This window comes from Nocardioides pinisoli (assembly GCF_024199985.1).
Classification (GTDB): domain Bacteria; phylum Actinomycetota; class Actinomycetes; order Propionibacteriales; family Nocardioidaceae; genus Nocardioides; species Nocardioides pinisoli.
In genome coordinates, this window is the sequence record NZ_JANARS010000008.1 from 1 (window position 1) to 13,087 (window position 13,087).

12 protein-coding genes and 1 tRNA gene are annotated in these 13,087 nt (G+C 69.7%); 9 read left to right on the forward strand and 4 right to left on the reverse strand.

Annotated features, from left to right (window positions below):
- Positions 1–228: 228 nt before the first annotated feature.
- The gene (locus NCI01_RS17180; protein WP_254182715.1) at positions 229–969 is read right to left on the reverse strand and encodes a helix-turn-helix domain-containing protein; all 741 of its coding nucleotides are present in this window, start codon (positions 967–969) and stop codon (positions 229–231) included.
- 45 nt (positions 970–1,014) lie between these two features.
- A tRNA-Leu gene (locus NCI01_RS17185) sits at positions 1,015–1,087 on the reverse strand.
- Between the two features lie 41 nt (positions 1,088–1,128).
- Between NCI01_RS17185 and NCI01_RS17190 the strand changes: the two genes are divergently transcribed.
- The 8 genes from NCI01_RS17190 to NCI01_RS17225 all read left to right on the forward strand — a co-directional run bounded on the left by NCI01_RS17190 (position 1,129) and on the right by NCI01_RS17225 (position 8,453).
- Positions 1,129–1,773, forward strand: coding sequence for an ANTAR domain-containing response regulator (locus NCI01_RS17190; RefSeq protein ID WP_308213231.1), 645 nt, complete (start codon positions 1,129–1,131; stop codon positions 1,771–1,773).
- A gap of 230 nt (positions 1,774–2,003) precedes the next feature.
- Positions 2,004–3,152 (forward strand): branched-chain amino acid ABC transporter substrate-binding protein, encoded by a 1,149-nt coding sequence (locus NCI01_RS17195; RefSeq protein WP_254182716.1) that lies wholly within the window; start codon positions 2,004–2,006, stop codon positions 3,150–3,152.
- Between the two features lie 100 nt (positions 3,153–3,252).
- Positions 3,253–4,224 (forward strand): branched-chain amino acid ABC transporter permease, encoded by a 972-nt coding sequence (locus NCI01_RS17200; RefSeq protein ID WP_254182717.1) that lies wholly within the window; start codon positions 3,253–3,255, stop codon positions 4,222–4,224.
- Complete coding sequence (locus NCI01_RS17205) at positions 4,221–5,360, forward strand: branched-chain amino acid ABC transporter permease (RefSeq protein WP_254182718.1); 1,140 nt, start codon at positions 4,221–4,223, stop codon at positions 5,358–5,360. The genes NCI01_RS17200 and NCI01_RS17205 overlap by 4 nt, the downstream gene beginning before the upstream one ends.
- Positions 5,353–6,303: an ABC transporter ATP-binding protein gene (locus NCI01_RS17210; protein ID WP_254182719.1), complete on the forward strand. Its 951-nt coding sequence runs from the start codon at positions 5,353–5,355 to the stop codon at positions 6,301–6,303. Before NCI01_RS17205 ends, NCI01_RS17210 begins: the two co-directional genes overlap by 8 nt.
- Positions 6,293–7,003 carry an ABC transporter ATP-binding protein gene (locus NCI01_RS17215; RefSeq protein WP_254182720.1) on the forward strand — a complete coding sequence of 237 codons (711 nt, stop codon included), beginning with the start codon at positions 6,293–6,295 and terminating at the stop codon, positions 7,001–7,003. The genes NCI01_RS17210 and NCI01_RS17215 overlap by 11 nt, the downstream gene beginning before the upstream one ends.
- A gap of 90 nt (positions 7,004–7,093) precedes the next feature.
- The gene (locus NCI01_RS17220) at positions 7,094–7,663 is read left to right on the forward strand and encodes a GNAT family N-acetyltransferase (RefSeq protein ID WP_254182721.1); all 570 of its coding nucleotides are present in this window, start codon (positions 7,094–7,096) and stop codon (positions 7,661–7,663) included.
- A gap of 37 nt (positions 7,664–7,700) precedes the next feature.
- The gene (locus tag NCI01_RS17225; RefSeq protein WP_254182722.1) at positions 7,701–8,453 is read left to right on the forward strand and encodes a class I SAM-dependent methyltransferase; all 753 of its coding nucleotides are present in this window, start codon (positions 7,701–7,703) and stop codon (positions 8,451–8,453) included.
- Between the two features lie 32 nt (positions 8,454–8,485).
- On the opposite strand, the gene NCI01_RS17230 is transcribed toward NCI01_RS17225, so the two are convergent.
- Positions 8,486–8,941, reverse strand: coding sequence for a hotdog fold thioesterase (locus NCI01_RS17230; protein ID WP_254182723.1), 456 nt, complete (start codon positions 8,939–8,941; stop codon positions 8,486–8,488).
- Between the two features lie 84 nt (positions 8,942–9,025).
- Between NCI01_RS17230 and polA the strand changes: the two genes are divergently transcribed.
- On the forward strand, positions 9,026–11,728 hold the full coding sequence (gene polA, locus NCI01_RS17235) for a DNA polymerase I (RefSeq protein ID WP_254182724.1): 2,703 nt from the start codon (positions 9,026–9,028) through the stop codon (positions 11,726–11,728).
- A gap of 32 nt (positions 11,729–11,760) precedes the next feature.
- Here the strand turns inward: polA and NCI01_RS17240 are convergent, their stop codons facing one another.
- The gene (locus NCI01_RS17240) at positions 11,761–13,011 is read right to left on the reverse strand and encodes a lipopolysaccharide biosynthesis protein (protein ID WP_254182725.1); all 1,251 of its coding nucleotides are present in this window, start codon (positions 13,009–13,011) and stop codon (positions 11,761–11,763) included.
- Between the last annotated feature and the right edge of the window lie 76 nt (positions 13,012–13,087).

Here is a 13,087-nt window from a genome sequence, read left to right on the forward strand (position 1 = left end):
CACCGGCTCTGCGAGGAGCTCGCCACGACCATCAGCGACCAGTGCGAGCGCATCGAACTTGCCGACGTCGACGCCGACCAGCAATGTCCGGGCCGGCCCTGCTCGATCCATCACACGCAGGAAGCCGGCCTGCCCCTCACCGCCAACGAACCGCATCCGGGCACCTCCTTGAGAAGACGACGATCAGCACCACCATCGGTGCTGTCGACTCCCACGAGGAGGTATCAGTCAGCACTTCGGCCCGATGAGGGCATCAAGCCGGGCAACGGCCTCCTTCCGGGAGACCGACACCGTCCATGGCCCTGATCGCCGCCACGCGACGTCTGCGAGGTCGAGAGCCCAGCAGCAGAGACCGATGATGTCCTCGGAGCGGTTGCTGAACTGCCAGCGGGGGTAGTCGTAGCGACGCTTCACGCCGCCGACCGTCCTGGTTGCCCAGTTGTTGACCCGTGCTCCGTCAGAGTGGAAGAGGCCGCGTAGGAACGCGCCGGGGAACGCGATCACCATCTCGGTCTGCCACGGCTCCAAGGCGATGAGGCGCTCGTGCTTGCGTCCCGGACCGTGCTGGGGGAAAAGGCACGGCCAGTGCTTCCAGTTGCTCTGGACCACTGTCGTGCCCGGCGCGCTGACGGTGAACACGCCGCCCGGCTGGAGCGACCCCACTAGTGCTGACACGTCGGTCACGATCCCCGTGAGAACGGTGTCGCAGGCAATGCGGAGCGTGGTGTGTGCGCCATGGGAAGAGACGCATCCGTCGCCCAGGTAGAAGCCGAGCAGCGCTGAGTAGCCACTACCCGGCCAAGGGACGGCCCCTCGGCAGACGACGCATCCTGGGTCGACTCGCGGCGTGCTCGACACCCACGACCGGATGGTCGACCTGGCGATTCCCATCGTTCGGCTCGCGGCGCTCAGGGTCGCGCCTGCCGACACCAGCTCGACCGCACGGGAACGTTCCAGAACCGAGTACATGCAGGTCACTGTGGCGCTGACCACTGACACCCATGTCGCGAGAAGTGCCCCGGGTGAGATTCGAACTCACACTGAATGCTGTTTGAGAGCATCGCCTCTGCCGTTGGGCTACCGGGGCGGAATCGGCGTCGGAACCCTATCCGAACTAGCCTTGCGACCGTGACGCAGCCCGTGGACACCAGCCCCGCCGCAGACGTACGCCGTGTCGTGATCGCCGAGGACGAGGCGCTCATCCGGATGGATCTCGCCGAGATGCTGGCCGAGGAGGGCTACGACGTCGTGGGCCAGGCCGGCGACGGCAAGCGGGCGATCGAGCTCGCGCGCGAGCTGCAGCCCGACCTGGTGATCCTCGACGTCAAGATGCCCGTGCTCGACGGCATCGCGGCGGCGGAGACGATCGCGGGGGAGCGGATCGCCCCGGTCGTCATCCTCACCGCCTTCTCCCAGCGCGACCTCGTGGTGCGGGCCCGCGACGCCGGGGCGATGGCCTACCTCGTCAAGCCGTTCCAGCGTGGTGACCTCGTGCCGGCCATCGAGATGGCGGTGAGCCGCTTCGCCGAGATCACGGTCCTCGAGCGTGAGGTCTCCGACCTCCAGGAGTCGCTGGCGACGCGGAAGTCGGTGGACCGCGCCAAGAGCGTGCTGCAGGAGAAGCTCGGTCTGAGCGAGCCTGACGCCTTCCGCTGGATCCAGAAGACCGCGATGGACCTGCGCCTGTCGATGAAGCAGGTCGCCGACGGCGTGGTGGAGCACGGCGTCGCCGGGCTCGGCGGCGATGCTGGGGGATCCGCGACCCGATCCTGACCCACTCCGGCCCTCGTCGCCACCCGGTCCTGGGCGGTGATCCGTCAAGGTCTGGTCAAGGTCTGTCGCGCGCGATGTTTCATGCTGGTTTCCGGTACAGACCGGTTGGTCACGAAACGGCAACGGCAGGAGACTCAGGCCGCGCAATCGTGTCCTGGGCCACACGCTGAGTGTTAGGTTCCCGCCACGAGGCTGCCGAGGTGGACAGCCCAGAGAACTACGGAGGGTCCATGATCCGCTCATCCAAGACGTGGCAGGCCGCCGCCATGGCGTCCGTTGCCGGTCTGGTGCTCAGCGCATGCGGAACGACCGACACCGATGGTGGCGGCGACGCGTCCGGCGAGGACTGCAACTTCAAGATCGGCGTGATGGGTGCCCTCTCGGGCGCCAACGCCAGCATCGTCCTCCCGTCCGTCGACGGCGCCGAGCTCGCGCTCAAGCAGTGGGACAACGACGAATGCGAGGTGACCCTCGAGAAGTTCGACACCGAGGGCGACCCCGCCAAGGCGACGCCCGTCGCGACCCAGATCGCGGGCGACGACACCTTCATCGGTGTCATCGGTGGCGCGTTCTCGGGTGAGACCCGTGCGACCAAGAGCATCTACGCCGACGCCGGCGTGACGATGGTGAGCCAGTCGGCCACCGCGACCGACCTCACGCAGGAGGACCAGGTCGACGTCTTCCACCGCCTCGTCCCCTACGACGACTACCAGGGCGCGGCGATCGCCAACTACCTCACCGACGAGGTCGGCGCGAGCAAGGTGTTCGTGGTCGACAACTCCGAGGCCTACGGCGAGCCGCTGGCCGACCGCGTCGAGGAGACCCTCGGCGACAAGATGGTCCAGCGCGACAAGACCGAGGTCGGCCAGACCGACTTCGCTCCGACCATCTCCAAGATGGAGTCGGCCCAGCCCGACGCCGTCTTCTACGGTGGCTACATCGCCGAGGCCGCGCCGCTGCTGAAGCAGATGCGTGACGCCGGCATCGACGCCCCGTTCGTCGGTGGCGACGGCCTCTACGGCGCCGACTTCGGCAACGCCGTCGGCGCGGCGGGCGAGGGTGCGGTCGTGATGTGCCCCTGCGCTCCGATCGAGGAGGACAGCACCTTCGCGGCCGACTACGAGGAGGAGTTCGGCCAGGCGCCGGGCGCCTACGCCGCCGAGGGCTACGACGCGATGAGCGTCTTCCTGGCCGCCCTCGACGACGGTGCCCGCACCCGCGAGGACGTCGAGGCGTTCGTCGACGACTACACCGGCGAGGGTCTCAGCAAGGAGATCGCCTTCGACGAGAACGGCGACGTCCCGCAGGAGAACGTCTCCTACTGGGCCTACAAGAACGAGGGTGGCACCCTGGTTCCCGATGTCGAGGTCACGCCCTGATCCACACGGATTGACCATTGTTCGACGGGGGCGGTCGGCTTTTGCCCGGCCGCCCCCGATCCATGGCCCGAGCAGGGCCTCGACCAGGGAGGGCCCTGAGTTGGACTTCGATGCCCTGATCAGCGGGTTGGACCGTCACACACTGGACGGCATCACCCGCGGATCCATCTACGCGCTCGTCGCGCTCGGCTACACCATGGTGTACGGCGTGATGAAGCTGATCAACTTCGCCCACTCCGAGGTGTTCATGGTGGGCACCTGGACCGTCCTGGGTGTCTACACCGTCCTCGGCGTGTCCGCCGGCGCGGGCCTGGGCATGGTCATCGCGGCCACCCTCCTGGCCCTGGTGGGAGCCATGATCGCCTCGGCGGGCACAGCGCTCGCCGTCGAACGCATCGCCTACCGGCCGCTGCGCAAGAAGGGCGCGCCGCCCCTGATCTTCCTCATCACCGGCATCGGGTGCTCGATGGTGCTGGTGGAGCTCTTCGGCCAGGTGTTCGAGGTCTTCTTCGGCCCGCCGTTCGGTCGCGTCACGGTCAACATCCCCTCCGTCCTGGAGACGAAGGAGCTGTTCACCATCCCGGGGATCGACCTGACCATCACCAACACCCGCGTGATCATCATCGTGGGCGCCGTCCTGATGATGCTCGCGCTCGACACGTTCGTGAACAAGAGCCGCCTCGGTCGCGGCGTCCGCGCCGTGGCGCAGGACCCCGACACCGCCTCCCTCATGGGCGTCAACCAGAACCGCGTGATCATGCTGGTCTTCGTCCTCGGTGGCGCCATGGCCGGAGTGGCCGCGCTGCTCTACACGATCCAGTACGACATCACGAAGTTCGACATCGGCTTCATCATCGGCCTCAAGGCCTTCACCGCCGCCGTCCTCGGCGGCATCGGCAACCTACGAGGTGCCCTCGTGGGCGGTCTCCTGCTCGGCATCGCCGAGGTCTACGCCTCGACGGTCTGGAGCTCGGAGTGGGCCAACGTGACGGCCTTCGTCGTCCTCGTGGTCATCTTGATGTTCCGCCCGACCGGACTGCTGGGCGAGTCGCTCGGAAAGGCACGCGCATGAGCCAGATCCTCGACACGTATCGCGGCCTCAAGCTGCGTGACCGCATGGCCGCTGCCCCCGCCTGGGTGCGCAAGGTCGGCCTGCTGCTGGTGATCGCGTTCGCGTTCTACCTGCCGTTCCTCAACATCCTGCCGTTCGCCTACGTCCGCACGGACCTGACGTCCCGAGGCTCCGACTGGGCCAGCGTGCTGTTCCTCGTCGTCGTCTACATGATCGTCGCCGTCGGGCTCAACGTGGTGATCGGCTTCGCAGGTCTGCTCGACCTCGGCTACGTCGGCTTCTACGCGTTGGGCGCCTACTCGATCGCCCTGTTCGGCTCGCCGTCGTCGCCGGTGGTGGAGGCCCTGCAGAGCAGGTTCGGCCTGTCCGAGACGTGGGCGGTGCCGTTCGCCGCCTGCATCCCGATCGCCATCGCCATGTCGCTGATCGCCGGCGTGATCCTGGGTGCCCCCACCCTGCGCCTGCGCGGCGACTACCTGGCTATCGTCACGCTGGGCTTCGGCGAGATCATCCGCATCACCGCCCGCAACCTCGACAACGTGACCAACGGCGCCACGGGCATCACCAACGTGCCCACCCCGCCCGGTCCGGAGATCGACGGTCGTTCCTTCTTCAACACCGTGGACGCCGAGCGGTGGTACTGGCTGGCGCTGACCATCCTCATCATCATCATCTGGCTGGCCTTCCGCCTCGAGCACAGTCGGGTGGGTCGTGCGTGGCTCGCCATCCGCGAGGACGAGGACGCCGCCGCGATCATGGGCGTGGCCGCCTTCAAGTTCAAGCTGTGGGCGTTCGCCATCGGCGCCTCGGTCGGTGGACTCGCCGGCCTGCTGTTCGGCAGCAAGCAGCAGTACGTCGAGCCCAACGCGTTCATGGTCAACCTGTCGTTCCTGTTCGTCGCGATGGTCGTCATCGGCGGCTCGGGCAACATCTACGGCGTACTGCTCGGCGCGTTCCTGCTCACCTACCTGCCCGAACGGTTCCGCGAGTTCCAGGAGTGGCGCCCGTTCGCGTTCGGCGTGGCCCTCGTGGTCGTCATGATCATGCGCCCGCAGGGACTGGTGCCGAGCAGACGCAGGGCACGAGAATTCGAGGACCGCAAGGTCGAAGCCGAGGAGGCTGCCGCCGATGCCTGACAACACCGCGCACGAGACGACCGTGGGGGGCGCGACCACGGTCGCCCCGGACACCTCCGACCACGAAGCGCTCAGCATCCACGTCGGCCCCCAGGGGGAGACGCTGCTCGAGATCGACCACGTCACGCTGCGCTTCGGCGGCGTGGTCGCGCTCAACGACGTCGACTTCTCGATCAAGCGGGGGGAGATCCTCGGCCTGATCGGGCCCAACGGTGCCGGCAAGACAACCTGCTTCAACGTCATGACGGGCGTCTACACCCCCACCTCCGGCGAGGTGCGCTTCAACGGCAAGGTGATCAGCGGCACGAAGCCGCACAAGATCAACCAGCTCGGCATCGCCCGGACGTTCCAGAACATCCGCCTCTTCCCGGAGATGTCGGCCCTGGAGAACGTCCTGGTCGGCTGCGACGCGCGGCACAAGACCAGCGTGCTCGGCGCGCTGTTCCGTGCCTACCGGGTGCGGCCGACGGAGGAGCAGCTGCCCACCAACCCGCTCAGGCGGGGCTTCGCCAGGGTGTTCGGCATCAGCCGTCACACCATGGAGGAGCGCGGGGGCCGCATCAAGGCCATGGAGCTGCTGAAGTTCGTCGGCATCGCCGACCGGGCCCACGAGCTGTCGCGCAACCTGCCCTACGGCTACCAGCGACGCCTCGAGATCGCCCGCGCGCTGGCCACCGAGCCCGAGCTGCTCTGCCTCGACGAGCCGGCCGCCGGCTTCAACCCCGCGGAGAAGGAGGACCTCATGGACCTCATCCGCCGCATCCGCGACCTCGGGCACACGGTGCTGGTCATCGAGCACGACATGAAGCTGGTCCTCGGCGTCACCGACCGGATCATCGTCCTCGAGTTCGGCCAGAAGATCGCCGAGGGCACCCCTGACGAGGTCGCCCGCAACCCGAAGGTCATCGCCGCCTACCTGGGAGAGCCCGACGATGCTGCTTGAGATGAAGGACGCCGTGCTCAGCTACGGCAAGATCGAGGCGCTCCACGGCATCAGCGTGGAGGTGGCCGAGGGCGAGGTGGTCTCCCTGATCGGCGCCAATGGCGCCGGCAAGACCTCGACGATGCGCGCGCTGTCCGGTGTGCGCGGGCTCTCCTCGGGCTCGGTCGTGTTCGACGGCGAGGACGTCACCAAGCTGCGCGCCGACCAGCGTCTGCGCAAGGGCCTCGTCCTGTGCCCCGAGGGTCGCGGGATCTTCCCCGGCATGACGGTCACCGAGAACCTCAACATGGGTGCCTACACCCGCAAGGACAAGGACGCCCTCGACGAGGACTACGACCGCGTCTTCGGCCTCTTCCCGCGGCTCCTCGAGCGCAAGAAGCAGGTCGCGGGCACGATGTCGGGTGGCGAGCAGCAGATGCTGGCGATCGGGCGCTCGCTGATGTCGCGGCCCAAGCTGCTGATGCTCGACGAGCCGTCGATGGGCCTGGCGCCGATGCTGATCCAGCAGATCTTCGACATCATCACCGAGATCTCGCAGCAAGGCACCACGATCCTGGTCGTCGAGCAGAACGCCAAGCAGGCGCTCACCCGCAGCGACCGGGCCTACGTGCTGGAGACCGGCCGGATCGTCAAGACCGGCAGCGGCACCGAGCTCCTCGACGATCCCTCGGTGCGAGAGGCCTACCTCGGCGTAGCCTGATCCCGGCAACGGGGATATGGTCTGTCCCGGCGTGGTGCCGCGAGAGGGCGGCAGGGGGCCACGGTGGGTGCTCGAGGAAGTGGTGGGTCGATGAGTCGGACGCCGGTGACCGTACGCGCGGCTGCGGCCGCGGACGTTCCCTCCCTGCGTGAGCTGTGGAGCGACATCCTGCGCCGCGGCGCGCTCGACGAGCAGCTGGCCGACGTGGCCGGGATCGTGGCCGACGCCGACGCGCGCGAGGACCGGTGCGTCGTCGTGGCCGAGGTCGACGGCGAGCTCGCCGGCGCGGTCTACCTCGAGGCGACGACCTTCACCCCCCTCAACCTCGAGCCGGCCGTCCTGGCGGTCTCGCCGCACGTCTTCTCGCAGTTCCGCCGCAAGGGCGTCGGCAGCGCGCTGATCGAGGCGGCCTGCCGCTTCGCCGAGCAGCACGGCATCAGCCACGTCCAGACGGCTGCGGCCGCAGAGGCGCGCGACGCCAACCGCTTCATGGCGCGCCTGTCCTTCTCGCCGCAGGCGACGCTGCGCGCGGCCACCACCAGCGCCGTACGAGCCCGCCTGCCGCAGTCGCGCCAGGTGACGCACGCGGCGACCAGCCGGCAGCGCATCGACCGGGTGCTGGCCGCCCGGCGGATCCGCCGCGAGCGCGTCCCGGGCTGAGCCCGACCGCGCACGAACCGGCACGGGGGTGCCACATGTGAGCGACCAGTTCTACGCGGACGCGAGGCTCTACGACCGGCTGTTCCCCGGGGGCGACCGCGCCGTCGCGTTCTACCGGGCCGAGGCCGACCGACACGGCGGGTCCGTGCTGGAGCTGGGGAGCGGCACCGGGCACAAGCTCATCCCGATCGCCGCCGACGGCCACCCGTGCACGGGCCTCGAGCGGTCCCCGGCCATGCTCGGCGAGGCGCGGCGCAAGGCGGCCGAGCGAGGCGTCGAGGTGGAGTGGGTGCAGGGCGACATGCGCGAGCTCGACCTCGGCCGCACCTTCGACCTCGTCGTCATCGCCGCCAACTCGCTGCTGCACCTGCAGACCTCGGAGGAGCTGGTCGGCTGCCTCCGGTCGGTGCGACGGCACCTCGCGCCCGGGGGACGGCTCGTCCTCGACGTCTTCAACCCCAGCGTGCGCATGCTCGCCCTGGCCGACGGGGTACGGCGCCGGCGCGAGGCGTCGTCCTACGTGGACCCCGACCGTGGCGTCGTGCACGTCGACGTCGCCGAGACCTACGACGCGGCCGCGCAGGTGACCCGCGGCAGCTGGTACTTCTCGAGCGACACCGAGGCCGACTTCCTCGTCGCTCCGCTCGAGATCCGGAGCATCTTCCCCCAAGAGCTGCCGCTGCTGCTCTCGCTCGGCGGCCTCCGGCTCGTCGAACGCCACGGCGACTGGTCCCGTGAGCCGTTCACCGCGGACGCGGCGCTCCAGATCTGTGTCTGCGAGCCGGACTGAGGCGGGCTGAGGCGGGCTCCGGCGGGCAGAGGTCAGGCGGCCGGGGCGTCGAGCAGCGCGCAGGTGATGCGCGCGGTGCACACGCGACGGCCCTGCTCGTCGGTGATCGCGATGTCGTACGACGTCGACGACCGGCCGAGGTGGATGGCGCTCGCGACGCCGGTGACGATGCCGGACGTGGCCGAGCGGTGGTGCGTGGCGTTGATGTCCACCCCGACGGCGATCTTGGCCGGGTAGGCGTGGATGGCGGACCCGATCGAGCCCAGGGTCTCGGCCAGGACGACCGACGCGCCGCCGTGCAGGAGGCCGAAGGGCTGGGTGTTGCCCTCCACCGGCATGGTCGCCACGACCCGCTCCGCGGACACCTCGACGAGCTGGACGCCCATCTTGTCGTTGAGCCGTCCGTTGCCCTGGGGGAGGAACGCGACGAGCTCCTCGACGCTCAGGTCGGCCAGCGACGCAGGTGGGGTGTCGGGTGTCTCGCTCATGCCGTCATTCTGTCGGAGCGGGGCGCGCTGGCGGCGCCGGGGCTGGGCACGGCCGGTGTCGGTCGCGGCGGCTAGAGTCGGCGGGTGCCTGAGACGAGCGAGCCCACCCGCCCCCGCCTCCTCCTGCTGGACGGCCACTCGCTGGCCTACCGCGCGTTCTTCGCGTTGCCCGTGGAGAACTTCGCGACCGCCTCCGGGCAGCACACCAACGCCGTCTACGGCTTCACCTCGATGCTGGTCAACGTGCTGCGCGACGAGGCCCCGACCCACGTCGCCGTGGCGTTCGACAAGTCGCGCCAGACCTTCCGGCTCGAGGAGTACAGCGACTACAAGGCCAAGCGCAACAAGACCCCCGACGAGTTCGGCAGCCAGCTGCCCCTGATCCGGCGGGTGCTCGACGCGCTGCACATCCAGCACCTGTCGATGGAGGGCTACGAGGCCGACGACATCATCGCGACCCTCGCCACCCAGGCGCTCGCGGAGGGGATGCAGGTCCTCATCATGACCGGCGACCGCGACTCCATCCAGCTCGTCACCGACGACTCCACCGTGCTCTACACGATGCGCGGGGTGAGCGAGCTGGCGCGGCTGACCCCGGCCGCGGTCCAGGAGAAGTACGGCGTCCCGCCCCACCGCTACCCCGAGCTCGCGGCCATCGTGGGGGAGACGTCCGACAACCTGCCGGGCGTCCCGGGTGTCGGCCAGGGCTACGCCGCCAAGTGGATCAACCAGTTCGACGGCCTCGACAACGTCATCGCCCGCGCCGACGAGATCACCGGCAAGAAGGGGGAGGCGCTGCGCGCCCACCTCGGTGACGTCATCCGCAACCGCCGGCTCAACGCGCTGGTGCGCGACCTGACGCTGCCGGTGCGTCCCGAGGGCCTGGTCCGGCAGCCGTGGGACCGCACCGCCGGTCTCGAGCTCCTCGACGAGCTGGAGTTCCGCGGCGAGCTCCGCACCCGGCTGCTCGAGACGATCGACCCCGACCCGGGCGACGTCGCCGAGGCCGAGGCGGGCTTCGAGCTCGACGGATGCCGCCTGGGCGCCGGCGAGGCCGCCGCGTGGCTCGACGTGCACGCGCCCGCCGGCACACGGGTGGGGGTGTCCGTCCAGGGCAGCTGGCGCGCCGGCACGGGCGAGGTCATCTCGCTCGCCGTGGCGACCCGCGAGGGGCAGGCGGCGTGGATCGACGTGACCGACATCGGACCCGACGACGACGCGGCGGTGGCGGCGTGGCTGGCCGACCCGGACCGCCCCAAGGCCGTCCACGACGCCAAGGGGCCGAGCCTCGCCCTGGCCGCGCGCGGGTGGGCGCTCGCCGGCCTCGAGGTCGACACCGCGCTCGCGGCGTACCTCGTCCAGCCCGACCAGCGCTCCTACGACCTCGCCGACCTGACCCTGCGCTACCTCAAGCGCGAGCTGCGCCAGGACACCGTCGACGCTGACCAGCTCAGCTTCGACGCGATGGACGACACGACGGCCAGTGACACCGCGATGCTCACCGCTCGGGCCGTCCTCGACCTCGCGGACGCGCTCGACGACGCGGTCGAGGAGCACGGCGGCACCCGTCTGCTGCGCGAGGTCGAGCTCCCGCTCATCGGCACCCTCGCCCGCATGGAGCAGGTCGGCATCGCGGTCGACATCGACTACCTCGAGCGCCTGGAGTCGGAGTTCAGCGACCAGGTGCGGGCGGCAGCGACCGACGCCTACGACGTCATCGGCAAGGAGATCAACCTCGGCTCGCCCAAGCAGCTGCAGGTGGTCCTCTTCGACGAGCTCGACATGCCGAAGACCAAGCGCACCAAGACCGGCTACACCACCGATGCCGATGCGCTGCAGCAGCTCTTCGAGAAGACCGCGCACCCCTTCCTCCAGCACCTGCTGCGCCACCGCGACGTGATCCGGCTGCGCCAGACGGTGGAGGGCCTGCTCAAGACCGTCGCGTCCGACGGCCGCATCCACACGACCTACAACCAGATCATCGCGGCCACGGGCCGGCTCTCCAGCACCGACCCCAACCTGCAGAACATCCCGATCCGCACCGAGGCCGGTCGCCGGATCCGCGAGGGCTTCGTCGTCGGCGAGGGCGGCGAGTCGCTGATGACCGCCGACTACAGCCAGGTCGAGATGCGGATCATGGCTCACCTGTCCGAGGACGCCCTCCTCATCGAGGCGTTCAGGTCGGGCCAGGACTTCCACTCCATCACCGCCGCCCGCGTCTTCGGGGTCGCCGCCGAGGACGTGAGCGTCGAGCAGCGCGCCAAGATCAAGGCGATGAACTACGGCCTCGCCTACGGCCTGTCGGCGTTCGGCCTCTCGCAACAGCTGCGCATCGACACCTCCGAGGCCCGCGGGCTGATGGACGAGTACTTCGAGACGTTCGGCGGCGTCCGCGACTACCTCGGCGGCATCGTCGACGAGGCTCGTCGCTCCGGCTTCACCGAGACCATCCTCGGTCGTCGCCGCTACCTGCCCGACCTGACCAGCGACAACCGCCAACGGCGCGAGATGGCCGAGCGGATGGCGCTCAACGCGCCGATCCAGGGCTCGGCCGCCGACCTCGTCAAGGTCGCCATGCTCGGCGTCGAGCGGGCGCTGGCGGAGCAGGGCCTGCGCTCCCGCATGCTGCTCCAGGTCCACGACGAGCTCGTCTTCGAGGTGGCGCCGGGGGAGGGCGACGAGCTCGCCGCGCTCGTGCGCGCCGAGATGGGTGGCGCTGCCGACCTTGCCGTGCCGCTCGACGTGTCCATCGGCACCGGGCGCAGCTGGCACGACGCCGCTCACTGAGCGGGTCGGGCCGCCTCGGTTGCGGCCGCCGCTCAGCCCGGCGGCGTGGGCGTGACGGGCGGGACGGGCGCCCCCCGGTTGATCCGCAGGCTGGCGAGCGTCAGCACCACGAGGAGTGTCGTGTCGACGGCGACGACCGACGTCACCAGCTCCGCGACGGAGTCGGCCTGGAGCCCCAGCGCGACCAGCGCGGCCAATGCGGCCCACACGAGCAGCACGGAGCGCCGCGCCTGCCTGGCCAGGACGGCGTACACCTGCAGCTGCAGCATGGCGAGCACGGTGCCGAGGGTCGCGAAGAGCCAGAGCAGTCCCTCGACCTCGCCGAACTCCGCGCCACCCACGAAGATCATCGCCACGCCCGACAACAGCTCGGCGGCGAGGACTGCGAGAGCTCCGATGGCGCCGATGGCGACCAGGCTCCGGACCAGGGCGCGCTTGCGATGCTCGGGCGAGGCCATGTCCGGGAACGCGACCACGACGATGAACTGAGGCAGGAACAGCATCACCTTCGTCATGATCAGGCCGGCGGCGTAGAGGCCCGCGTCGTGGTCGTCGAGCACGTTGCGGGCGATGACGATGTCGACGCTGGAGAGGGCGAAGAAGACGAAGAGCACCTGGGCGTTGTGGGTGCTCTCCACCAGCATCGCCCGGGCCGAATGCTCGGGCGCCGCAGTCTCGGGCGTACGACGCCTGCGCAGCACCCACCACCCGACGGCCACCGGGAAGGCGTAACCCAGGGCGACGCCGAGGACGGCCGTGGTGGCGTCGGGGCGCCAGAGGATCAGCGCGGTGCCGACGACGAGGCGAGGGATCCCGCTCGCGAGGTACAACACGGAGAGGGCGCCCCACCTGCGCTCTCCCTGCAGCACACCTGCCTGGCCGCCCGTCAAGGTGAGCGGGACGACGGCGCACGCGAGGATCACGGCGGTGAGCACGTCGTCGAGGTTGAGCATCCTCGTGACCACCGGTGACAGCGCCAGCACGACGAGGCCGAGGACGAGCGACACCCGGGTCGACAACGACAGGATCGACTGCTCGATGGCGGCGACGTTGTCGCGGTCGACGGCGATGCGGCGGGCTGCGGTGGCCTGCAGGCCGAGGGCGCCCACCTGGACGACGATGAGCACGCTCAGGCAGGCGGCCAGCGCGCCGTACTCGCTCGGCCCCATGATGCGCGCCGCCAGCATCGTGAAGCCGTAGGTGGCGAGGTTCATGACGCTGGTGGCAACGGCGACAGCACTGCCGTCGAGGGTGCGCGGGTGCGCGGTCGACGGCCTGGTCACTGCGGCATCCTAGGTGCACGGCCGTCCCGACCCGGGACCCGTCGGCGGCCGCGCCCCGTCGGAAGCCCGGCTGCGC

What these genes read in the sequence shown, in the direction of transcription:
- NCI01_RS17180 (WP_254182715.1), bottom strand. Translation starts at nt 969, where the DNA reads ATGTACTCGGTTCTGGAACGTTCCCGTGCGGTCGAGCTGGTGTCGGCA.
- NCI01_RS17205 (WP_254182718.1), top strand. Translation starts at nt 4,221, where the DNA reads ATGAGCCAGATCCTCGACACGTATCGCGGCCTCAAGCTGCGTGACCGC.
- NCI01_RS17230 (WP_254182723.1), bottom strand. Translation starts at nt 8,941, where the DNA reads ATGAGCGAGACACCCGACACCCCACCTGCGTCGCTGGCCGACCTGAGC.
- NCI01_RS17195 (WP_254182716.1), top strand. Translation starts at nt 2,004, where the DNA reads ATGATCCGCTCATCCAAGACGTGGCAGGCCGCCGCCATGGCGTCCGTT.
- NCI01_RS17215 (WP_254182720.1), top strand. Translation starts at nt 6,293, where the DNA reads ATGCTGCTTGAGATGAAGGACGCCGTGCTCAGCTACGGCAAGATCGAG.
- NCI01_RS17210 (WP_254182719.1), top strand. Translation starts at nt 5,353, where the DNA reads ATGCCTGACAACACCGCGCACGAGACGACCGTGGGGGGCGCGACCACG.
- NCI01_RS17220 (WP_254182721.1), top strand. Translation starts at nt 7,094, where the DNA reads ATGAGTCGGACGCCGGTGACCGTACGCGCGGCTGCGGCCGCGGACGTT.